This window comes from Sphingomonas longa (assembly GCF_016892685.1).
Taxonomy (GTDB): domain Bacteria; phylum Pseudomonadota; class Alphaproteobacteria; order Sphingomonadales; family Sphingomonadaceae; genus Sphingomonas; species Sphingomonas longa.
Genome location: NZ_JAFEMC010000002.1, coordinates 30,697 through 53,211, shown reverse-complemented (window position 1 = coordinate 53,211; position 22,515 = coordinate 30,697). Strand labels below are relative to the sequence as shown.

Annotated in this window: 21 protein-coding genes and 1 pseudogene; 9 read left to right on the top strand and 13 right to left on the bottom strand. The window is 67.6% G+C overall.

Annotation, left to right across the window (positions count from 1 at the left end; translation table 11 throughout):
- Positions 1 to 31: 31 nt before the first annotated feature.
- Entirely contained in the window at positions 32 to 1,183 is a 1,152-nt protein-coding gene (locus ILT43_RS06345; protein ID WP_204196768.1) for an endo-1,4-beta-xylanase, read from the bottom strand.
- Entirely contained in the window at positions 1,180 to 3,027 is a 1,848-nt protein-coding gene (locus tag ILT43_RS06340) for a glycoside hydrolase family 9 protein (RefSeq protein ID WP_204196754.1), read from the bottom strand. The genes ILT43_RS06345 and ILT43_RS06340 overlap by 4 nt, the downstream gene beginning before the upstream one ends.
- 483 nt (positions 3,028 to 3,510) lie before the next feature.
- On the opposite strand from ILT43_RS06340, the gene ILT43_RS06335 reads away from it, so the two are divergent.
- The 4 genes and pseudogenes from ILT43_RS06335 to ILT43_RS06320 all read left to right on the top strand — a co-directional run bounded on the left by ILT43_RS06335 (position 3,511) and on the right by ILT43_RS06320 (position 5,028).
- A complete protein-coding gene (locus ILT43_RS06335; RefSeq protein ID WP_204196742.1) occupies positions 3,511 to 3,675 on the top strand; it encodes a hypothetical protein in 165 nt (54 codons plus the stop codon).
- 15 nt (positions 3,676 to 3,690) lie between these two features.
- Positions 3,691 to 4,305 (top strand): annotated as a pseudogene (locus tag ILT43_RS19770) (TIM-barrel domain-containing protein); the annotation flags it as partial.
- A gap of 198 nt (positions 4,306 to 4,503) precedes the next feature.
- Complete coding sequence (locus tag ILT43_RS06325; RefSeq protein ID WP_204196728.1) at positions 4,504 to 4,644, top strand: hypothetical protein; 141 nt, start codon at positions 4,504 to 4,506, stop codon at positions 4,642 to 4,644.
- A 237-nt stretch (positions 4,645 to 4,881) separates the two neighbouring features.
- Entirely contained in the window at positions 4,882 to 5,028 is a 147-nt protein-coding gene (locus tag ILT43_RS06320; protein WP_204196722.1) for a hypothetical protein, read from the top strand.
- Positions 5,029 to 5,061: 33 nt separating this feature from the next.
- Here ILT43_RS06320 and ILT43_RS06315 read toward each other — a convergent pair whose 3' ends face one another.
- From ILT43_RS06315 to ILT43_RS06285, 7 genes are all read right to left on the bottom strand, one after another.
- Positions 5,062 to 6,168: an SGNH/GDSL hydrolase family protein gene (locus ILT43_RS06315; RefSeq protein ID WP_204196703.1), complete on the bottom strand. Its 1,107-nt coding sequence runs from the start codon at positions 6,166 to 6,168 to the stop codon at positions 5,062 to 5,064.
- Positions 6,168 to 7,520: a glycoside hydrolase 5 family protein gene (locus ILT43_RS06310; RefSeq protein WP_204196691.1), complete on the bottom strand. Its 1,353-nt coding sequence runs from the start codon at positions 7,518 to 7,520 to the stop codon at positions 6,168 to 6,170. Before ILT43_RS06310 ends, ILT43_RS06315 begins: the two co-directional genes overlap by 1 nt.
- A gap of 55 nt (positions 7,521 to 7,575) precedes the next feature.
- Complete coding sequence (locus ILT43_RS06305) at positions 7,576 to 8,688, bottom strand: lactonase family protein (RefSeq protein ID WP_204196689.1); 1,113 nt, start codon at positions 8,686 to 8,688, stop codon at positions 7,576 to 7,578.
- Between the two features lie 59 nt (positions 8,689 to 8,747).
- Positions 8,748 to 9,197, bottom strand: a complete 450-nt coding sequence (locus ILT43_RS06300) for a DUF3617 domain-containing protein (protein WP_204196684.1) — start codon at positions 9,195 to 9,197, stop codon at positions 8,748 to 8,750.
- A 51-nt stretch (positions 9,198 to 9,248) separates the two neighbouring features.
- A complete protein-coding gene (locus tag ILT43_RS06295; protein WP_204196670.1) occupies positions 9,249 to 9,734 on the bottom strand; it encodes a cupin domain-containing protein in 486 nt (161 codons plus the stop codon).
- A gap of 64 nt (positions 9,735 to 9,798) precedes the next feature.
- Positions 9,799 to 10,296, bottom strand: a complete 498-nt coding sequence (locus tag ILT43_RS06290; RefSeq protein WP_204196662.1) for a DUF427 domain-containing protein — start codon at positions 10,294 to 10,296, stop codon at positions 9,799 to 9,801.
- On the bottom strand, positions 10,293 to 10,652 hold the full coding sequence (locus ILT43_RS06285; RefSeq protein WP_204196656.1) for a DCC1-like thiol-disulfide oxidoreductase family protein: 360 nt from the start codon (positions 10,650 to 10,652) through the stop codon (positions 10,293 to 10,295). The genes ILT43_RS06290 and ILT43_RS06285 overlap by 4 nt, the downstream gene beginning before the upstream one ends.
- Before the next feature lie 344 nt (positions 10,653 to 10,996).
- Here ILT43_RS06285 and ILT43_RS06280 point away from each other — a divergent pair, with 344 nt between their 5' ends.
- The 5 genes from ILT43_RS06280 (at position 10,997) to ILT43_RS06260 (ending at position 12,934) form a co-directional block, all read left to right on the top strand.
- Positions 10,997 to 11,401, top strand: coding sequence for a hypothetical protein (locus ILT43_RS06280; protein ID WP_204196655.1), 405 nt, complete (start codon positions 10,997 to 10,999; stop codon positions 11,399 to 11,401).
- A gap of 130 nt (positions 11,402 to 11,531) precedes the next feature.
- Positions 11,532 to 11,834, top strand: a complete 303-nt coding sequence (locus ILT43_RS06275; RefSeq protein ID WP_204196645.1) for a hypothetical protein — start codon at positions 11,532 to 11,534, stop codon at positions 11,832 to 11,834.
- Between the two features lie 266 nt (positions 11,835 to 12,100).
- On the top strand, positions 12,101 to 12,277 hold the full coding sequence (locus ILT43_RS06270) for a hypothetical protein (RefSeq protein WP_204196642.1): 177 nt from the start codon (positions 12,101 to 12,103) through the stop codon (positions 12,275 to 12,277).
- Positions 12,278 to 12,398: 121 nt separating this feature from the next.
- Positions 12,399 to 12,620 carry a hypothetical protein gene (locus tag ILT43_RS06265; RefSeq protein WP_204196639.1) on the top strand — a complete coding sequence of 74 codons (222 nt, stop codon included), beginning with the start codon at positions 12,399 to 12,401 and terminating at the stop codon, positions 12,618 to 12,620.
- A gap of 125 nt (positions 12,621 to 12,745) precedes the next feature.
- On the top strand, positions 12,746 to 12,934 hold the full coding sequence (locus ILT43_RS06260) for a hypothetical protein (protein ID WP_204196632.1): 189 nt from the start codon (positions 12,746 to 12,748) through the stop codon (positions 12,932 to 12,934).
- 67 nt (positions 12,935 to 13,001) lie between these two features.
- Here ILT43_RS06260 and ILT43_RS06255 read toward each other — a convergent pair whose 3' ends face one another.
- From ILT43_RS06255 to ILT43_RS06240, 4 genes are all read right to left on the bottom strand, one after another.
- On the bottom strand, positions 13,002 to 13,187 hold the full coding sequence (locus tag ILT43_RS06255; protein WP_204196631.1) for a hypothetical protein: 186 nt from the start codon (positions 13,185 to 13,187) through the stop codon (positions 13,002 to 13,004).
- Between the two features lie 226 nt (positions 13,188 to 13,413).
- Positions 13,414 to 14,067 carry a helix-turn-helix domain-containing protein gene (locus ILT43_RS06250; RefSeq protein WP_204196621.1) on the bottom strand — a complete coding sequence of 218 codons (654 nt, stop codon included), beginning with the start codon at positions 14,065 to 14,067 and terminating at the stop codon, positions 13,414 to 13,416.
- A 141-nt stretch (positions 14,068 to 14,208) separates the two neighbouring features.
- Positions 14,209 to 15,651 (bottom strand): tetratricopeptide repeat protein, encoded by a 1,443-nt coding sequence (locus ILT43_RS06245; RefSeq protein WP_204196614.1) that lies wholly within the window; start codon positions 15,649 to 15,651, stop codon positions 14,209 to 14,211.
- Between the two features lie 210 nt (positions 15,652 to 15,861).
- Positions 15,862 to 22,203, bottom strand: a complete 6,342-nt coding sequence (locus ILT43_RS06240; RefSeq protein ID WP_204196586.1) for an autotransporter outer membrane beta-barrel domain-containing protein — start codon at positions 22,201 to 22,203, stop codon at positions 15,862 to 15,864.
- Positions 22,204 to 22,515 lie beyond the last annotated feature (312 nt).

The window sequence follows — 22,515 nt, the reverse complement described above, 5'->3', positions numbered from 1 at the left end:
ATGGGAGGCCGAGATGCGGGGCCGCGTCCCGTCAGCGCGTGCCCGATTTCGCGGACCGCGCCGGCGCGTTCGCCAACGCCGTGGCGATCGCCGCGTGCAAGGGCTTCGCACGGTACGCCTCGTCATAGGGGCATGGACGCCGCGCCGCCTTGTCGGCACGGGGTTCGAAGCCCTCGATCCAGCTGAACCGGTCGCACATTCCCCACGCGACGACATCGCGCAGCTGCGGGAACGCCAGCGTCGCGTCCAGATACGCCCGCGCATACTCCGCCACGCCGCGGTCGCGCGGGCCGATCGCCACCGGCAGGCCGTTGTCGCGCACGTCGAGCTCGGTGATGAGCAACCCGTACCCCATGTCCGACACGGTCTTCAGGAACTGCCGCCACGCGTCCTGCTGCGCCAGCACACCGGCGTGGCCATCGGCCCCTTGCGTCATGATGTGCGACTGCACGCCGAGCGCATCGACCGGCGTGCCGCGGCGACGGAAGCCCTCCAGCAGCCGCAGCCCGCCGTCGCGGTGCCGGGCGTTGCCGGGCTCCCAACTCATATAGTCGTTATAGACCAGCTCGGCGTGCGGCGCGGCGGCGCGCGCGGTGCGAAACGCGAGATCCAGCGTCACCTCCACGCCGCCCATCGCCCGGCTGAGCGCCGTCTCCTCCAGATCGCCGGTGTCCGGTGTCACCGCTTCGTTGACCACATCGTAGCTGGCGATGCGCGTGCCATAGCGTTGCGTCACCGTGCGGATGTGCGTCGTCAGGATGCGCGCCGCTTCCGTCGCCGGGCGTGCGCCGAAATCCTGCACTTCCAGCCAGCGCGGCATCCACTTGCGCCGATGCCACAACAGATTGTGGCCGCGCATCGCCATGCCGTTGCGCTCGCCCCAGCCCAGCATGCGGTCGAACGCGGCGAAGTCGAACCGGTCGGGCGCGGGTCGCAGATGCTGCCACTTCATCTCGTTTTCGGCGACCAGCAGCCCGCAATCGGCGCGCAGCAAGGCGGCATAGGCGGGATTGTCGAACGAGCCGCCGCGCGGATTGGCCGACACCGCCGACCCGAACCGCATTCCCTTTTTCCGCGCCACGGCGTCGAGGCCGGGGGCTTCCGCCGCGCGGGCGAGTTGCGGCACCAGCGCCGCGGCGGCAAGGGCCGCAATGCTGTCGCGACGGGTCGGCATCCAGGTCATCGCGGTTCTCCGGCGGTTTGCCGCTCGTCCAGATACGCCGCCACCCACAGCAACGGCGCGTTCCAGTTGATCGCGACCTCGTTCAACGCATAGGCGGTGATCTCGTCCTTCCAGCATCGCTGCGGCGCGCACCCGCCCTTCATCGCCGCGGCGATCGGATCGCTCATCGCGGTCGAGTTCGGCCCGCCCGACACGACCCCCGGCGGCGGCCCCGGCAGCGTCGCGTCGAGCTGGTGCGCCCAAAAGCGGTGATGCGGATTCATCAGCGGCCTCGCCCCGAACCCGGACACGTAACTCTGATCGAGCGGGTTGCGCCCCAGCACATAATCCATCACGTCTACCGCCCCGTCGCGGTAGCGCGCCTCGCCGGTAAAGCCGTGTGCCAGCCCCAGGATCATCGCCCGGTTCAGGATCGACGAATTCGATCCCCACGGATAGGCGAGCGTCGCGTACGGGATGCGGTAGCCCGACCGCGCCTCCTCCGCGAGGAACTGGTCCGCTGCCGTGACCAGCATGGCCCTCGCCCGCGCCGCATCGGCCTGTGGAACTCCCGCCGCCGTGGCGAGCGTGATCGTGCCGAGCGCGGCGACGCTGCCCCAGTTCGGCTCGCGCACGGTCGCGGTGAACGCCGGCATCCGCCGCAGCGCCTCACCGTAGCGCGCCTGCCCGGTCGTCGCCCAAAGTTCCGCCGTCGCCCAGTAGAGTTCGTCGGCAAGGTCGTCGTCACCGTAACCGCCGCTGCCGGTAAAGCTGCTGGTCGCGTAGACCTCGGGATTGCGCAGGGCCGCCGCATAGGCCCGCTGAGCGGCGGTCAGACACGCCGCGGCGAAACCGGCGTCGATCGTGCGCCAGTTGCGGGCGCATTGCGCAGCGGTGGCGGCGAGGTTCAGCGTCGCGCCGGTCGTCGGCGGATAGAGCAGCCGGTCCTCCCTGTCGTCCTGCGGACGCGTCGGAAGAGAAGTCCAGCGACAATCGGCGACCTTCTGGTGCGCCATGCCGCCCGCATCGATATCGCGGAACGTCAGCGCAGCGCCGCGCGACAGTCGGCCCACCGGCACCCGCGCCCTGCCGCCGTCCGGTACCTGCATCGCCATCAGGAAGCGCATTTCCCACCGCGCCTCGTCGAGCAGGTCGTCGATCCCGTTGCCGCTTTCCGGGATGCGGGCGGGGCCATCGGCAAAGTCGAAGCGCGCCTTCCCCGCCTCTCGCTCGTATAGATTCTGCAACGTCCACAGCGATATGCCACCGTTGACGACGTACTTCCCCTGATCTCCGGCATCGTACCAGCCGCCGGTCACGTCCAGCGAATAGCTGCATCCCGCCCAATCCGTGCCGCGCTCGTCCTTGCCCTTGAAGCACGGCGCGATTTCCTTGGGGTGACCCGCCGGTCGTGCCCATCGTGCGCCACCGGCGAACCTTGCCTCGATGGGGATGCCGGCGCGGGTCTGATAAAAGTAGTTGAGCGCCGCCGCCGCCAACGGCGCGTACAGCCCGGCGCGGATCGGGAAGGCGCGGCTCGTATGTCCCGCCACCACGACACGGTACGTACCCGGTGTCGCCAGCCGGCCGAACTCGATCAGATGGACGTGATCGCCGGATGCGGCGTCGTCGCCGACCACCGTCGTCCGCCCCGACGTGATCGTGTTGCCGCTGGGATCGACGACCCGCCAAGGCAGCGGCGACTTCGACGCATCGGCCATCACCGCGCGCTTGCCGCTGTCGGGCAGGAAGCCGATCTGGTTCAGCCGGATTGCGGACACGGGCTCAGACGCCGGCGGCGGGGTGGCGGCCGTCAGCATGACGACGGCGGGCAGGACGAGCATAATGAAACGGCGAGGCGACATCGGCAACCAAGTCTCCGTTGTTCACCATCGGCTTAGCACGCTTTGGTACCGGTAAAGCAATGTCCCGCCACGGCCGGTTGAAAACCGTCGCATTTGGCCTGACAAGGTCTCAGGGGTCTTCGCCACGCTGATGCTCGGTAGCTCTATCGGGTTGGTCGAGGCGCAAAGCTGGCGCAAGTTCGCGACCGCCGTCGTGGTCACGCCGAGAACGGCTACATCGGCCCCCAATCCCCAGCCTGATGGTGCCGAACCCACCCGCAACCAGCCCGTTCACTGTCACCGAGGCGCGCGGCCACGTTCTGTGCAAGGCGACGAAGGCCACCGCGGATGTCGATCTCGCGACCGGCCAGGTCCGGTTCCTCGATGCGGCGGGCAAGCTGGTGCTGGCGGAGGCGGGGCAGCCCGCATTCCCTGCGACCAGCGGCGACGGCAAGCCCTGTGTGGCGGTGTCCCAGCAGGGAGCCGAATGCCGGGTGTATTGCATTGCTGCACAACCACCCGCTGCCCGCCGCCGACCATCATTCGGCGTGGCTGACCGGCGATGTCGCGCAGGCCAAGCATTACGGGTTCGTACCGGGCGACGACATGGACGACGTCATCGCCGGCTATCGCCGTCCGACGCGCAAGGCGGAGATAATGCCCAAATAGGGGTATGGCTTCTGCCAGTCGCGCCAGCGCTACGATGCCGAGAAGGAGGTCGTGGACGTCGTGGACACCCATCGCAAGCTCAATACCCCCCTCGGCAATATCAAGCTCGACTGGCGCTATTGGCGGGACAACGACTGGAACAGCCATCGCTTCGACAAGACCCGCCTCCCCGATCCGAAGGCGATGATCGACGCGGTCTACGGCGATAACACCAACTTCATGATCTCGGTCTGGCGGCAATTCCACCCGACCACCGACGCCTGCAAGGAGCTGGCGGCCAAAGGCCCCCTCTATCAGGGCAATCTGCGCCAGGGGAACAAAGACCGGAAGAGACCCGGTTACGCCAACACCTTCTGGGCTGGCCGTGGACTTCCCGCCGACATGATGGCGCGCAAGATCGACGACCAGTATTTGTTCGGCAAGGCGTTCCTCGTCGCTCCCGTCACCGACCACAAGGCGCGCAGCCGCAGCGTGTACTTTCCCGGCGGGACGATATGGTACGACTTCTCGACCGGCAAAAGCTATGCCGGTGGCAGCAGCTCAACCGTACCCGCGCCGCTCGCGCGCATGCCGCTGTTCGTACGCGCCGGATCGATCGTGCCGATGGGGCCGGTTACGCTTGGCGCGTGAAGTGGATCGCAACTTGGCAGGCGGTGACCGACGACACCGCCTTCGATGCTTAGGCGACTGACACCCGCTCGGCCACGACGGAGAGGCGCCGGCAAGAGTGACCCGTATCGACAGCGACGGTGACGTGCGTGAGGCGAGCCTTCCGATGCCACTTTCGGGTTCTCGCGCGTTCCTCCGCTGACCGCTTAGGAGAAGACGATGAACCCGACCCGCATCCCCGGCAACGAGCCCGACCCCGGCGATATGTCCACGGAGCCCGGCACGCGAGGGCCAGACGACCAGCCGCAGAGGCACGATCTGCCCGACGACGATGCCGAAAAACTCGGCGACTTCGCCTGACTGCTTTGGTGCGGGCAACCGATCGTCAGGGCGGGCGTTGGGTTTCAGGTCACCCGTCACCCGGACGTGTTCGGAGGCATGGGCCGACGGGAAACCCAAGCTGGCGGTGAATGTCGATCAAGCCATATGGAGCGGCAAACGACACGGCGCTGGCGCTCCTGACCGCGAGTGGCTAGCCTCCGGTCATCACGGGGGGTGAGCCGCGAGTGTGCTGGCGCCGCTATTGACGCCGGTCGGGTGGCGTTGAAGCTGGGCGAGTATCGCAAGCTGGAGCCCGGCGCGCTGGAAGAAATCGTCTTCTTCGATCACCCGTCCGGCCGGACGCGTATCCTGATGGCGATGAGGTGGAAGGCGCATCACCTCGGCGAGCCGGACGTGCGCTGATCTCCATAGGCGCACGTGCGGTCCCGGATCGCCTTACCGTCCCGCCCACAACCCCGGATGCGCGTCGACGTAGGTGGCCAGCCGGTCGGCGATACGCTGGTCGTCCGCCAGCGACGGATGCGAATGGCAGCCGGAGAAGGCCAGCCCCGGAACCGGCAGGAACGTCACGCGCCGGTCGCCTGCCGCGCGCAACGTCGCCGCGACCCGCCCCGCCTGATCCGCGATCTCCCCGCTCGCCATGTCGGTCGCCCACAGCAGGATGTGGGCGCGCGGGTTCTGCGCGCGCAACTGCCGCACGAACGCCGTGTAGCGCGCCTGATAGGCCGCATGCAGCGCATCGCGCGTCGCCCAGGGCTCCCCAGCGTGCAGCGGCGTCGAAAAGTCGTTGGTCCCCAGCGCAATTACGATCAACTGCGGCTGCCACCCCGCGGGCGCATAGCGGCTGGCCTTGTCGAACAGCACGAACGGATAGGCGGTCGGCAGCGTGTCCGCCGCGAAGCCGTTGTAGTTGCGCACGACGCCGCGGCCCGAGATGGCGTTGACCTGATAGTCCGCATCGAAGCGCCGTGCGAGAACCGCCGGCAACCCCTGCGCGGTGTCGGTCGTCGCCCACACCTGCGCCTCCGTACAGTCCTGCGTCGTCGCGGTGTTGCCGTAGCCGACGGTGTGCGAGTCGCCGATGAGCTCGATCCGGTGCGCCCGCGTCGGCGCGGGCAGCGGTCGGGTCATGCCGGTGGCGTACAGCCCGCCGAAGACCGTCGCCCCCGCCTGGCTTTCGCTGGCGACATCGACGCGAACGACATGCCGGCCGGATGTCAGGCCGTCGATCGCGTAATTGCCCGGCTTTGGCTTCACCAGCGTCGCCGTGGGGACACCATCGACCGAAACCTTCAGGATCACGTCGCCTTCACCGACGCGCAGCGATACGCCCGCGCCCTGGAACGCCGCCTCCCAATAGGTGCCTGGCCATTGCCGCCGGTCGCCGTCCGCCGTTCGCTCGACCCGCCCTTCGATATGCATCGGCAGGGCGCGACCGGACTGCCCGCCGATGGCGACCGGCACCACCGTCACCCTGTCCGCCGCGGGTGCCGCCCCGATCAGCGCCAGCCCGCCCAGGGCGGTGATCCACCGGCCGCCCATTAACCCCGCGCCCCGGCCAGCGCCGCAGCGTGCGCGCGGATCACCGCCAGCGTCGTCGCGTCGTTGTCGAACACCCCGTACCAGCCCTGCGGTTCGTGCGGCGGGTCGCCCATATAGTTCAGGTCGCCGCGTCGGAAGCGGTGGTCGGCGTGCGGCGTCCGCGCCTCCCCGTTCCAGGCCCAGAAGTTGGAGCCGGCGAGCGGTCCGCCCGCCGCCGCATCCGCCTCGATCGCGGCATAGATCTGGCGGTAGAACCGGTCCTTGAAGACGGTCGTGACTGTCGGGTCGTACGCCGCCGCCCCGTCGCGCGGATAGCCGAACTCCTCAATCACCAGCGGCTTGCCGAGCATCTTCGCCAGCCGGACATGCGTCGAGATATAATCCGCGACCTTCGCCGCGCCCGCATCGTAGGTGCCGGGCAGATTGGCGGGGTCCATCCACGACCAGTTGTTCGGCCAGATATGAGCGGTCAGGTAATCGATTGCGGGCGAGCGATGCGCGGCGAGCACGACCTCCTCGCGCTCGATCGATCCCTTCAGCCCCTCCGACCCGGTGCAGACGAGGTGGTTGCCGTCCAGCGCCTTGATGTAGCGTGCCGTGCCGTCGACCCAGTCGTAGAATGCCGGCAGGTTCGGCACCGCGACCGCGTCCGACCCGCCGGGGCGCGGCTCGTTCGCCAGCTGCCATGCCATGATCGTCGGATCGTCGGCATAGGCACGGCCGGTGACGCTGTTCGTGCGGGTGACGACCGCACGGATATAGTCGCGGTACAGCGCCTGCGCCCGAGCGTTGGCGTAGAAGGCGGCGGTGGCGTCCGCGAACGCCGGCCAGGGATGCGCCGGGTCGTTCATGTCGATGTAGCGGCCACCATTGACCCAGTAGAGGTAGGTCATCATCCCGCCCGACCACTCCCAGAAATTGGTCAGGTACAGGACCGCCGTCATGTCGCGCCGGGCCATCTCCGCCAGCGTCCAGTCGAGCCCGACCAGCAGATCCTGATTGTAGGTCGCGCTGCGGTCGCGAAATCCGGGCGTGATCGAGTTCTTCAGGGGCGACAGCTCTGCGGAACCCAGCAGGCGCAGGTTGCGGATGCCCAGCGCCTGCAAGCGATCAAGCTCGCGGCGCAATCGCGCGCGGTCGCCGTATGGCGTATTGGCGCCCAGATACGCCCCGTACCAGATGTTGGCCCCGGCATAGCGATAGCGTTCGCCGCCGCGCCGAAATCCGCCTGCATCGACCGTCACGAACCGTGTCGGCATGGTATCCCGGACACCCGGCCGCGTCCCCGGCGCACACGCACCCAGCAGCGCGGCACCGGCTGCGATGATCGATCGACGATCCATGTTGTGCATCTCAGGCGACCCTTGACGTGTGACTGATGTGACGATCGATCGGCAGGCGGCGGCGTCAGGTCGCCAGGAATACCACGCCCGGCATCCGGACGGTGGCGTCGCTCCCCCGCAGGCGACCGTCGCGACCAATCGTCAGGACGGCGATATTCCCCGACCGCTCGTTGGCGACGAGCATCTCGCCCCGGCTTTCGAGCAGCAGGAAGAAGCGGGGCCAGTGCCCGCCGCATGCCGCGTGCTGAGCCAGCGTCAGCGAACCGTCGCGCGCGATCGTATAGACCGCGATGCTGTCATGGCCGCGATTGGACACGTACAGCCGAGTGCCGGCGGCATTGATCGCGATATGCGCGCCCGCCGATGCCCCGCCGAAACCCTTGGGCAAGGTCGACGCGACCGATCGGGCCGCGAACGATCCGTCGGCCCGCGCGCTCAGCGTCGTGACCGTGTTCGCCAATTCCGCCACCAGATACGCCACCGGCAATCGCGGATGTCGTACAAGGTGGCGCGGACCCGATCCCGGCTCCGCACGGTAAGCGGTTGTCGTCCCGGTCACCGTCTTCGTACGCGGGTCGATTCGGTGGGCGAACACCGCGTCCGCGCCCAGATCGACCGAATGCAGGATGCCGCCATCCGCCGTAAAACCTACCCAATGCGCATGCGGACCCGCCTGCCGATCCCGATCGGGACCCTGCCCTGCGTGCCTCGTGAGTTGCGCATCCCCGCGCGGCAGACCCGTCGCCGGATCGAGGCGCCAGAGCGCGACGTCGCCGCTGGAATAGTTCGCGACCGCCAGCATTGATCCGTCCGGACTGAGCGCGGCATGACACGGGTCGGCGCCGAGGGTCGATGCTTGCGTCAGCCGCCGAAAATCGTGGTCGTAGATCCCGACCATTCCCGATTGTTGCTCGTCGAGCAGGTACCGGATGCCGCGGCTTCTGGCCCGAACGCCGAACGACGCGTTGCGGATCGCGGTCTGCGCCGCGCCCGCGGCCCAGCCTCCCCGTTCCGGCATCAGCGTCACCAAACCGGCACCGCCCTCCCGCGCATAGGTGCCGGCGATCAGGCCGGGCGCAGAAGCCGCCGAGACGCGCGACGAGGCGAGTGCCAGAGCGAGGCCGCCGCCGGCGACGATTTCGCGACGGGACAGGATCGGTGCGGAGTTCGAAGTCATGACGGGGTTGAACCGCGATCCCGTGCCCGCGTCAACGATCCTGTGTCCGCGTCGTACCGTCAGTCGCCGACCCGGCCGGCGCGTTGATCCAGCACGATGTTCAGCGCTCCCTTGGGCGTGGTCCCGCTGACCGTCGCGCGGCCGGCGAAACCGTCGCGCGAATAGGTGCCGGCCCGCGCGATCCGCATCGCCTCCCCCCGCTTCTGCGGGCAGCTCAGCTGCTGCGTGTATCTGCCGTCTGCGATGCGTTGAGCATCGACCCGGCACTTCGCCTTCGGATCGGGTGCGAGCAGGACTTCGATCGTCTGCCCGGCGATCACGCGCTTGTGCTCCGCCTTCGACTTGCCCCGCATCATGCGCACGAGGAACCCGGGCGCGCCCGGAATGACCGCGTCGACCATCGTCGAGGTCACGTCCCATTTGCCCGGCAGGAGCGTCGTCGGGCTCGGCAACGATGTCTGGGGAACCGCGGCGGGTAACAAGGCGAGTGCAGCGAGGACGTTCATCATGCCGTCCCGCTTACGAGCAACGTTCGGCAGCGACCACCCCCGCGTCGGGCGCTACTTCGATCCGGGCAGCTTCACACCCAGCAGGATCAGCCGCTCGCCGGTGATCCCGAACCAGTGCGGCACGCCCGCGGGGATCAGGATGACGTCGCCCGGGCCGAGGCTGCGCGTCGCGCCGTTCTCGATCCGGCTGCCTTCGACCAGACCGGGATTGCTGGTCTTCGGGTCGTTCAGGGTGCCACCCGAAATCAGCGTGCCCGATCCCTCCAGCACGATCGCATATTCCGCCTCGGTCGGATGAACCGCGGGGCGTCCGGGTTTCTTCCAGATCTCGATCGCGGCGACGGTCTTGCCGTCGCGCAGGACCGGACGCCACATGAAACCCTGATCCGGCTTCATCTCGGCCAGCATGGCTTGGGTTTGCGCCTGGATCTCGACGCGCCCGGCGACGACCGGCTCCGATGCCGCTTGCGCGGGTGCGGGCGACGGCATCGCCGCAGCCACGAGCAACAGGGCGATGGCACCATTCACCGTCTTCATCGCACATCACCCCTCTCAGCCAGTCCTTTCATGATCTTATGAGCGGCAAGGCGTCCGCTCGCAACTACCAGAAGCGACTGCCGGGCACGCCCTTGAAGGGTCCGACGATGTCGTTCGTGATCCAGCCGCCGTAAAAGTCGCCCGGTTGAGGCACGACCCGTTCGCCATCGACGAGGCACGCGTCGAACGGACCGGCGTAGAAGGCGATGTGGTCGCGCAGACCGACGAACCGGGGCGTCGGATTTGGATAGCTCCACGCCACATCGGGAACGACCTCGCCGTCGAACACCACGTCATAATAGATCGCCTGCCCCTTCCACTCACAGAACGAGCCGCGGCCGGACCGGCGCAACGTCGACATCCTGATATCGGCCGGCGGCAGATAATAGCTGGGCGGGTGGCTCGTCTCCAACGTCCGGACCGCGGCATGCGTCTCGGCGATGACTACGCCGCGATGTTCGATCCGAATATGGCGGCCGGTCGCCTCGGCGATCGCCGGCCGCGGATAGTCCCAGACGCTCTCCTGTCCCGGCCCTGCGATCTCGGGCACGACAGACCTCATCGTTGTTCCATCCTGCGTGCCAGCGATTGCAACGACGGCCTGACGTGCAGGAACAGCCGGTAGCCGCGTTCCAGCATCGACAGGACCATAGCGTTGCGCGCCGCGAGCCCCAAGGGTCGCAACACGGGTATCGCCCGCCACATCGCCGCAAAGGCCGCCGCACCGGATATCAGACGCCCGTCCTCCTCCGCATGCAGCCGCGCCAGCATCGTCTTGCGATCGATGGGACACACGCTGCGAGGTTCGGCCACATCGACGAAGGCGATCGCCCCGCGCCGATCCAGCCTCCGCATCAACGCGATCTCCTTTCGGCACAGCGGACACGCCCCGTCATGCCAGACGATCAGCTTCGTCACGCCGGGAAGCCCGCCAGGGTCCGATTATCGTTTCGGGGTGTCGCCCCCATCCGCGCCGACGAGGTCCGAACGAGCGCCCTGCCGCGATCTCCGACATCGTCCGCGCTTCGGTAGTCCGCGACCGGCTGCCTTGGCTCGCCCGCGCGGATCATCGGCGATCGATCGATCGGAATTCCGCCCTTCTCGATCTTGCTCCACCCCATCTCGATCATCCTTCGTTGCTGACTCACAACGAGCAGGCGAGTGTCCGGCTCCGGCCGCGATGCGCTGTCGTGTTTTGGGCGATGCGAGAACGTTCGGGCTGCTCTATGCTGCGGCAACCAAACGCTCCGAAGGGCCGATGCATGAGACGAGCCGTTGCTGCCACCCTGTGCCTCTGGATCGGTGGATGCCAAAATGCCGAGCAGGCGGCGGCGGTCACCAAACGATGCGAAACCCTGTTGGCGGCGCAAGAACTGCGCAGCCTTCCCGCAAACCTGCGCAGCGATCCCCGCGCGCCGATTCGACCGAAGGATACGGCGCGCATCAGTGAAGGCGAAGCGACGACCTTCGTGCGGCGCGCCTATGATCGGCTGGCGGCCGATGTCACCGGCGGCAGGATCGAGGCCCGCGACTATACCTGCATATTCGACAACCGGATCAAGCAAGTGGTCACGCTGACGACCAACGGCCATCAAGAGGAAATGCGGCTCGGCGACGCCGAATGGGCTGTCGTGTCGAAACAGGTGGACGCCCGCGCGACCCAGTGATCTCCGCCGTCAGGGGATGGCCCGGGCAACCTCATGTTTTTGCCCACCCGTTTACCCGACGACAAGGTTCGGACGCCAATCGTGCCGCGGAGTTTTCCGGTCCGGAAGACGCCACCGTGGAAAATGTCCCATGAATTTCGTGATTTCCGAAGCTCAGGCGATGTCGCGACTGGCCACCTTCTCGCAGCAGCTCAATCGCGTCAGCGACCGGGTGCTGACCGGGCGCAAGGCCGGGGTGGGGTTCAGCCACCAGGATCTGAAATCCAGCCTGGAGGTCGTGTCGCACGTCATCCAGGAATGCGAGATTATCATCGCGGATCACGCGAGCGGGCGCATGCGTGCCTCGGACCGGTTCCTGCTGGCCGTCTGCGAAGCCCTGACCGCCGCCCATATGACGGTCGCGCATGTCGGGTATTCGAAGGTGACCGCCTGATGGTGGCGTGATCGCCATCGACCGGGCTTCACCCGTCCGCCCCCTTTCGACCCAGCGCGTCTCAACCCAGCCCGTCTCGCCCCATCCCGTCCTCGCGAAGCGCCCATCCGACCGGCATCCGCGCCAGTCTGCGGTCGGCCCGATTGCACGCAACCGGTGTGGGGCTAAAGCCTCTGCCGATCATGCAGCTTGGATCTCAAACGCGGCCCAGCGCGGCCGGTTATTGGTGGGGAGCGCGACTGTGGCAACCGGGCGCAACGGCATGGATGCCATCGATCGAGGTCGCGCGCGGCGCGGTCGCCGAAATGGTGGCGCTTGCGATCTCCAGCGACCGGGGCGAGCAGCGCCGCCTCTTCCTGGTCGTCGACGGCACGCGTGAGCAGCTGGACTGGAGCGAGATGATCGATCTCGCCGCAAGAGCCGATTTCCCCGTTATCATTTGATTAACCAGAACACCTCAATTCGGTTCTGTCGCCTGCATCGCAGGTGTCGAAACGGTTGCGATTCGTCGGCAGGCTCTGGGGAGCGCGTGCTGCGGAACGCTAAAGGGGGATTGCGTCCATCATGTGGACACCGAACTTTGCCAGTGCGCGCTGGATTGGAAACGACTTGGCGTTCAACGCCACGACCGATGCGGGCATCGTCCGCTACGTCGTTCGCGCCCGCCGTCTTCGCGATACCGCCCAGCGCACCGGAGCGGAGGCGCTCCATTCGAACATCCTGCATCTGAAAAGCGAAATGCGACATGCATCGCCGACGTCGGACGGCGTCATCACTATCGCGTAATCCCGAATTTTACCCTTCGAACAAAAGGGCTTGTCACGTCCGGAACCAGTATCGCCAGCCGGCATTATACGCTCGGCACGTGGAGAGGAGCTCCGCGTCGGACATACTGGGAAAGTACGAATCATATGAAGCTGGGGCTTTTCGGTGCCGCACGCCCTGCCGTGGCTTCCGACCTGCGCGGTCGCGATCAACTTGGATCGGTACGCGTGACGGCGGCGGAGGATGTCGAGCGCATGAGCGGCCTGACACCGATCGAGATCGCTGTGGTGCAGGCGATGTCCAGTCCTGGAACGACCCTGGCTCCGGCGCAGTGACGCTGAACGGCGGCCTGTTGACCAGGCCGTACATACCGCATCTGGAAGGAAAGGCTGGCGCCGCTTTTCAGTGGCGCCAGATCTGCTCGTCCATGGGCGGGGCGTCGTCGTCTGCCTCGTTTAGGCTCCACGCCTCGTCGAAATATCGCTCCGCCAGCATGCGATGGACGTCGCGCACGGCCATGTCGCTGCTGGCGTCCGCCTGCCGACGCTCCTGAAGCGCACGACTTACCAGAAAATCAACGTTGCTCATCGACTTGCTCCCGATCTCCTCGGGCCAACCATGTCGATATGTTCCGCGTTCCTCGGGACCGGGGTCCGTTCAACTTGGATCAGCGCGATTGCCGTAACCGCATGCGCTGCAAAGCATTGTCATCCCAGCCTGAGCCGGATTTCCCTATCGCCCGCGATCGACGGCTAGCGATGCCCGGAACGACCGAACCGCGCCGGAAGCCGGTTGGGATCACGTGGCATACCCATCATGCGGCCGCGACGGGCATCATGCCAAAGCTTTCCCAGACATCGGATTCGCGCTCCAGGTTCAGGACGCGCGCGATCCGTTTCATGAGGTCGGCCGGTGCCAGCAACCGCGCGACCTTGCCCGGCGACAACACGCCTTCCCGTCGGAGGATCGAAAGCTCCCGGGATATGGTTTCCCGCGTCGTGCACACCCGCGCCGACAGCTCGCCATGCGTCGGCATCGCAAACGGACCGTCTCCCGCCGACTGGGCGCAACGCAGAAGCTCGATATACAGCCGGTAGGATGCGGGAAGACAGGCCAGGTACGTGATCTGGCGCATGCTGGCATTCAAGAGATCGTCGCGCGCGCGGGCGATCCCACCGCGCACCGCGTCGTCGATCCGGTGGCTCGGCAACCAGCTCATCTGGGTCAGCTCGAGCGCACGATAGCCCAGCGAAAAGGCGGGCGTGGACAATCGAGAGAGCACCGGCGCGATATCCCCGGCGCGGTATCGGACCAGCGGCAGGACGCTCCCGCCCGTCATCATCAGTTCGACCACCAGGGCACCGGATTGCACGATCGCGACGTCGCCATTGTCCGGGCAATGGAAGGCATCCCCCGGCCGTACTCTGGTCGCCGGGCGGATCCGCTCGATCCGCCCGGTTTCCAGCACTCCCCCTCCGAACCGTGGCGGCATCGCCACGGGCCAGCTTGCCCCTGCTTCCATCGTCCCCGTCGCCCCCCGGCGTGCCTAAAGCGTGACGCTCCCGACCCGACGGAAACTAGAGGAGAAATCCCGAAATGCGGCGTCGCATCACGTCTCAAATGGTCGCAACGCGGCGGAGCGGGGCTCGATCGGCGGCTGAACGAGGCGCCCGATCGCCTCGACGACCGCGTGGTCGGTTTTCCAGCGTGCGACGATGCGGCGGGTATAGCCGGACGCCCCCCATTTTTCGTCGCGCTCGCTCGCCCGCGTCAGAATGGCGAGAAGCTGATGACGATCCCCGAACACGCTGGCGACGAAGGCGGGCCAGCTATGGTCGGAGGCGGGCATCGCTTCGGCGTAGGTCAATCCGCGGGTCAGCATGACATCGTACAGAACGCGATCGTCGCGCGTGGCCGCCTCGCCGACCAGCTTCGAATAGCTGATGAGCTCCGCGGCGCCGCGTGCGCTCGCCCGGGTCTTCAGCCGCTTGGCGTAGCCCGCGAAATCGCCGCGTGCGAACGCCGTCACGCTCAGGCAGTCATAGACGCTGGCGAGATCTGGATAGCGTGCCGCCAGATCCAGCAATATGGCCTCGGCCTCCCGCTCGCGCCCGGCCGACCATAGAGCCCAGGCGTAATCGGCGAGCAGATAGGCGGCACCCGGACTGAGCGACCGGGCGACCGCGAACTCGCGAAAGGCCCCAGCGAAATCGCCGTTGTCGGCAAGGATATTGGCGTACCATTGATGCGCCAGAGCGTCCTGAGGATCGGCGGCGATGGCGCGTCGGAACATATCGCCGCCGCGCTGGACATCGCGATCACGCCAATAGGATACGACCCCCAGCACCCGCATCGCGACGGCGGAGTCGCCGTCGACCCGCAGCACCAGTTCCGCCTCCTGCCGAGCCTTTTCCAAAGCGAGTGCGTCAGGCAGCGATCCGAACTCGCGCGCCAGCAGATACCCTTCGGCCAGCGCCTCATGGATGCCGCTATGTCCATTCGACTGCCGGTCCATCGTGCGGAGCGACGCGATCGCCGCGCGGAGACGCGGCTCGGACCGCGACGCGATGTCGTCCCGCGCTCGCAACAGGCGAGCGTCGGTCGCGGGATCGAGCCGTACCTGCCGATCCTGATCCGGCACGGGTCTTTCTTTCGCAAGCAAGTAGATGCCGGGCGCGACGATCAGGATCGCCGCCGCGGCAGCCATCGCCCACCGCCCTGCCCGCGCTGCCGGCGACCGGGCGACGGCGTCGCCCGGTGCCCTGCCCGACGGAGGAGGATCGAACGATGACGGCGGCTCCGGCGGGAGCGGTCGTGCTTCGTCATCCTCGACCGGGTCGGAACCGCCGTTCGCCGCAGGTTGCACGCCGTCACCGCGCATCCACGCATCGAGCTCGCGGCGAACGGCATAGACGGTCCGGCTCTTTCCTCCGGGCATCGCATGCACCGGCAGGCCGCGATCCTTGGCCCAACGGATAACGGTCGAACGATCCCTGCCGAGATGACGGGCGATGGCCTTCCACCCGTCGAAGCGCTCGTCTTCTCCCTGCATCGTCCCCCGCACGTCGCCCGCCCATTCTTGCGACGGACCTGAATACGAAGCGATTCACCCCGCAAGCTTCAAGTTCGTCGATCCCCTCCCGAGCCGATGCCCGCTGGAAGATCGCATTGCACTCGAATTCGCATCGGACCTGACGAAAAGATATTCATCAGACAAAAAAAAGGGGCGACTTGCGTCGCCCCTTTAGCTTGGGGGATGGATTTAGAAGCGGAAGGTAACTGCACCCGACACTTCACCCGCGCGATTGCCGCCACCCGTTAAATAGCTGCCGCGAAGGCTGAAGTTGGCGCCATAGAGGTCGGCCATCAGGCCGGCACCGATGCGGGCATAACCGTCCGGATCGACGCCCTCGATCCGGAAGCTGTTGGCGCGATCACCCAGGAAGGACACCTGACGATCGTTGCCGACATTTCCCTGGAAGACGTAGGATGCTTCGGCGAACGGACGGAACCCACCGGTATCGCCCGAGATACGGACGCCGGCCTCGGGGTTGAACACCGTCTTCTCGCGCGACGCCACGGCCAGACCGATACCGCCGGCGTTACGCTCGCTGAACGCTTCGAAGTCGTAGTGGCGCAGGTCGACGCGACCGAACGGCGTCACCGTCATCCCGTTCAGCAGCACGTCGTATCCGACCCGGGCGGTCAGACGGAACTCCTTGCTGTTGAAGCTGCTGTCCGCGGTGCGGGAGAAGAGCGGCAGTGCGCGCACCACGTCCCAGTTGCTCCACCCGAACACCCCCTGCACCGCCAGATCGAAACCGCCCGAGCGCTGACGCCCGAAGATCCCGATCATGTAGGTGTCGGCCTTGGCGGTCGAGGCGAACGCCTTGTCGCGGGCGTTGATGCGGCCGTAACCGCCACCGATCCCGAACGCGCCTTCGTTGCCCGTGGTGATGCTGATCCCGGCCGAGCCGCCATAATTGTCGGCCTTCAGACGGCCCGCACCCGTACCGCTATCGCCGTCGAACCGCGAGAACAGGCCCACCGGGCGCATCCACAGTCCAAGCCCGGCATCGGCGATGACCGCCGCGTCCAGCGGATCGCCGAACGGTGCGGTCGCCGTGACTGCGGACAGCGAACCGTAGATCGATCCCGAACCCAGTTGATCGAACGCAATGGTCGCGGTTGCGGCGTTGAGTTGCGTATCGAGCGCGGAGATGATCGTCGCCAGATCCTGCACGTTGGCATAGCTCTCTACGTCGGTCACCGCGTTCGGGTTGGGCACCGCGCGCAACTGGGCGATGACGCTTGGAACCGCGGCGTCGAGCGCGACCGCCGCCGCCGACGCGTTACCGGTCGTCGTCACCGACGCGTAGGAGGTGCGCGTCACGTCCACGGACACGACCGTCTGGCCACCGACCGTGCGCGGGGTGAGCGCGAAGCGGACGAAGGGCGAGTTCATCGGCGTGCTGACCGTCAGACCCGCCGCATTGAACGTTCCCGACACGGTGATCAGGTCGGCGTTGCGGCCCGCGGCATAGATCGCACCCGGCTGCGCCGCGATGCTGACCGTGCCGGCCAGCGTCAGGTCGCCGTTGACCGTCAACGTCGACGGGGTCGAGCGAAGCTGGTTGGTGGCGAGCGGATCGAACGGCACGAACGGGGTCAATGCGACGCCGTACCCGCCGAAGCCGAGGATGCCGTCGGCGGGTTGCGCACCGACCTGCGTGCCCGCGATCCGCACCAGCGCCGGCGTCGCAGCCAGCGACAAGGTGCCGCCTGCCGCTTGGGTGAAGTTGCCGTCCACCCGGACATTGGTGCCCTGCACGACCGAGGTCGTCCCGTCCGTGACCCGGCGCCCGAGGAGCAACGTACCGCCGCTGTTCACGACATTGCCGCGGATGCCGAAGACCGCCGCGCTGTTGGCGGGGTCCGTCCCGGCAACGCCGAGCTGCAGCTCGCCGCTGGTGATCCGCAACGTGCCGACATCCATCGTATACACGGCCAACGGGTTGGCGTTCGATACGGACAGATACGGCGCACCGACGATCGTGAAGACACCCGGTCCATTACGCTCGACCACGTTGACGCCGGTGATCCGCGAACCGCTGGCGATCCCGACCGAGGGCACGAACGTGCCGCTGGCGGAATTGCCCAGCGCCGGGTCGGTCGCCGCGAATGCGGCGAAATTGGGCGTGTTCTCGTACCGCAGCGCTGCCGCGCCGAAGCCCAGCGATGCCGGCGGCGTCAGGCCGGTGCCCGCCCCCAGCGACCCGCTGCCGGTCAGGTTCACCGTCGTGTCGGTCAACCGGGCGCGAGCCATGTCGATTTGGGCATCGATGTTGCCCGTCGTCACCGACCCGTTGCCCAGGTTGATCGTCGCGCGGACATCGCTCGTGCGCAGCGTCGCGTTGGCGGGGGCGTTGGTCGAGAAATCGCCGACCGTCGCGCCCGACACGCTGACGCCGTTCAGCAGCAGCCCGTTCTGATTGAGCGTGTAGGTCTGGACGAAGCGCGTCGCCGGGGCAGTCACGGTGACGTTGCTGGACGTGGCGGTCTGGGTGGTCGTCTGGGTACCCGCGAACTGCGCGGACCCGAGCGACACGCCGTTGCGCAGCACGCCCGTATTGCTCACCGTGCCGGTCGCGGCGGCGATGCCGACATCGCCGGACACCACACCGCTGTTGGTGACCGTCGCGGTTCCGCCGACGATCGTCGTCGTGCCCATCGTGGTCGAGGTTTGCGTGACCGGATCGGTCAGACCGGTGATCGTCGTCGTCTGGCTATCGTTGCTGGTCAGGGCGTCGGCGTCGATCGACCCGTAGATCGTGCCGGTATTCGCGATCGTCACGCCGCCGATGCTGTCCACGTCGATCCCGATCGGCGCGCCGAAATAGCCGGTCGAGCTGCCGATGATACCGGCATTGGTGAAGCTGGCCGGACCGCCGACCTCCGTGTTGGTGAAGGTGAAGGTCTGGCCGGTCAGCGCGCCCGCCAGATTGTAGCTTGCCGTCTGCGACGACGTGCTGCTGTTGCCGTTGCTGCCGACGTCGATGTCGCCGTTGTTGCTGGCGAGGACACGCGTGCCGGCCGCGATCGACAGCGTCGCTCCCGCATCGCCTTCTACGACGATGCTGCCATCGACGGCCGAGGCACCGGACGATGCCGTCATGCCGGTGGAGGCGATGGCGAGCGTCGCCGTCCCGCCGGCAGCCGTGTTCGTCGCCTGATTGCGCGACGATTGGAGAAGCGGCGTCGCCAGCGTCGTCGCATTCGTACCGCGCGATATGGTTTCGCTCGAAGTGGAGCTCAGCGTGCCGCTCGAAATCACCGAGATGCCGCTGCCGTTCAGGATACGTCCGCTCAGCGTCGCCGACGCATTGGCGTAGGGCGCACTGACCGAGACGGTGCCGCCGACGTCACCGGCGATGGTCGCCGTCGCATTGCCCGCATTCGGCGAGCGCGTCTGCACGGTGCTGGACCGGTCCGTGCGCGTCGTCTCCGTCGCACCGGTGCGCGTCGCCACGCTGCTGTTGTCGAAACGTGTATTCACCGAATTGGCGCCGGTGACGTTCAGCGCGCCACCGATCGACGCCGTCGAGGCGACGCTGGCCGACGCTCCGGTCGAACCCGCTCCCGATCCGGTACCCGTCACCTGCACATTGCCGCCGACGCGGGCGTTACCCGTCAGCGCGACGTTGGCGGTGCTCGCCACCAGCCGCTGTTCGCTGAAGTTCGTGACGTTGTTCGACTGCTCCACGGTCGAAGCCACCGGTCCGGCGACGGTCGCCGCCTGCGTGTTGCGGAAGCTGGAGTCGGAGCCGCTGGTGAAGTTGAACGACGGCCCGGCGAATGCGGATACGCCGCCCTCCACCGTCCCGCCGTCGATCGCCACGCTGACCGTGCCGCCGGTGGATGTCGCCTGCAAATCACCGGTGCCGAGCCCGTTGTTGCGCAGCGCGCCGGTGACGCTGACGCTGTTGTTCGCCGCCACGACGGTGGTGGCGCTGCGCGAGGTGGAGCTGCCCGTCGTCTCGCTGGCGGGCGTCGCCGGGCCGACCGCCGGCTGGGTCACCGTCAAGCTGGTGCTCGACTGGCTGTTCTCGCTCCGGCTGGCGCCGGCGGACGTGAACGCATCGGCAAAAGCGACGCCCGTGAAGGTGGCGGTGCTGCCGGCCTGACCCGTCTGGTTGATCGTCGTGGCCGCGGCCAGCAATGAACCCTGTGCGGCGCCGATCGTGCCGCCATAGGTGCCGGTTGCGATGCCGCCGATGGGAGTAGTCGATGACGACGATGCCGACACCGTCTCGCTCCGCACCGTATCGCCGCCCGCCGCCGCCGGCGTGGTCGTCGCCGTCGTGACCGACGAGTTCGCGCTGTCCGAGCGGTTGCCGGCGGACGTCACGCTGACATTGCCGAAGATCGCGCCCGCGTTGGTAAGGGTGGCGCCGCCGACGCCCGACACGAACGCGCCGTCCTCGATCACGCCGCCGGCGCGATTGACGAGGCTGGCGGTGCCGCCGCTGGTCTGGCTCAGGCTGGTGTTGGCGTTGCGGTTCACCACCGTCGATACGCCGGCCGCGCCCGCCGTCGTCACTTGGCTCGACGAGTTGCCCTGCGCCAGCGTGATGGTCCGCGAGCTGTTCGCCTGCACCGTGTCACGGATGCGGCCCGCATTGTCCACGATCGCCCCGCGATCGCCGAGGACGGTCACGCTGCCGAAGACCGCGCCGGTCGACGCCACCGTGGCCGACGCTGCGCCGCCCGTGATGGCACCCGTCGAGTTCTGGCTGTTCGCGAAGTCGCCCGTCGCGGCGACGTTCGAGTTGCTGTTCGCCTGCGTGGAGTTGATGCCGCGCGCCGTCGCCTGGACGTTGCCTTGAACGGTCACCGTCGTGCCGCTGCCGGCACCGACGGTGCCCGCGACGACGACGGTCGCGTCGCCGGCGTTGGACAAGGCGCTCGCACTGCCCGCGACGCGCCCGGTGGCGGCGATGGTCGTGCTGGCCGCGGCCCCGACGTTACGCTGCGCAAACGTGGAACTGCCCGCGAAATCGCCATTGGCGGCATTGCTGCTGCTGTTGGTCGACTCGGTATTTGAGCCGCGCGAATCGGAGACGACGTTGGCCGATACGATGCTGTCGTCGCTGGCTCCAACCAGGCCGGCGATCGTCGTGGAGGCCGTACCCCCCGATGCCAGAGCGCTGATCGACCCCAGGACGCGGCCGGTTTCCGCGACGCCGACGGACGCCGCGCCGGTCGAGGCCGTCTGGCTGTTGGTGTTGGCGTTCGAGAATGCCCCGCCGCCGCTCGTCGACACGCCGGTCGAGGTGGAACGCTGTCCACGCGCGTCGGCCGTCACGCTGCCCGTGCGGACGGTGGTTCCGTCGATCGTCCCGACGGCACCGGCGACGTTCGCGGTTGCGGTGCTGGCGCTGGACGCGACATTGGCGTTGCCGATCACCCGTCCCGTCGCCGCGATGTCGAGCGATGCCGCCCCGCCCACGGGCGTGTTGACGCTGGTCGTCCGTGTCGTGGTGCCCGTCGCGTCGCTGACCGTTTCGCTGGTGTTGGCAAAGTTCGCCGCCGACGACGTCACGCTGACGAAGCCCGGTGCGGCCACGGTGCCGACGCCGCCCGCGATCGAGGCGCTCGCGCCGCCGGGTCCGCCCTGGACGCTCAGGCTTGCGACCTGCGCGTTGGTGCCGAGCGTCGCCGACGCCGGGCCGCCGACCTGCGTCTGCGTGTTGGAGCTGCGCGTCGTGGTCGTGCCGCCCACGGTCGTGGTGTTGCTGCCGGGCGTGAAGACCGAGTCGGTGCCGAGCGCACGGACGAGCACCTGCCCGGCGGCCGCGTCGAGGGTCAGTCGCGCCGATCCGCCGGTGCCGAAGCTATCGATCTGCACGCCCTGCGGGATGGCCGGGGTTCCCGCACCGGCGGCGGGGATCGCCACCGGTCCGGTGATGGTCGCGGTGACCGGACCACCGGTCGTCGTGCTGGTCGTGACCGCATCGACGCCGAACGTTCCCGTCGTCGTCGAGACGAAGCGCTGCGACTGGAGCGACACCGCCGTCGTGCTGCCGTTGCCGCCGGCGACGTAGATCGGCCCGCTGCTGCTCAGCGTGATCGGACCGGAGCCGGACAGTTGCAGCCCGCCGGCCAGCGTACCCGTGTTGGTCACGGTGATCGCGCCGCCGACGCCGCCGACGGTCACGCCACCCGTGACCAACCCGCTATTGGTCAGGGAGAAGGTGTTGGTGGCGGCGTCCGGCGTTCCGAAATAGGTGACGCCGACGGTGGCCGCGGTCGTGCCGAGCGTGCCGGCGTTGCCGATGTCGACGGCGCCGTTGAAGGTCGATGCCGGTTGAACCGAGGGTGCCGTCCGCGTGACCGTCGTGTCCGCCGCCACCCGCAGCGTCACCGAGGGAGGTGCGACGGCGTTCATCGCCGCGTTCACGTCGCCCGAGGTGACGGTGCCCGCACAGGTCACGGTCGTGGCATCGGTGACGCACTGCGCAGCAGCCGGTGCGGACAGGGCCGTTACGACGGCGATAGTGGCCGCCCCTGCATAGAGGCGTGCCCGGCTGTTGATCTGCTTCATGATATCCCCCGTAATCGACTCGGCCGTTCGCCAGCAGGCGAAGCCGTCGAACGTCTTTCGCCGGTTCGGAGAACTTGCGCAGTGACGGAGCGCACAGTTATTCGTGATGTTTGTCACAGTTTCGGGCAGGATTTCGATTGCGATCAACGGTCGCGGCCGGTGATGTCGGCAACAACGCCGTCAACGCAGACCCACGTTGCGGTTCATGGAAACCGTCGACCAGGCATCGCTGGCCGAGACGAATGGCCCAGCCGCCAGTGCTGGAGGCAAGGTCGAGTACCGCCATCATGACCTGTCCCAAGCGGCCTGTTC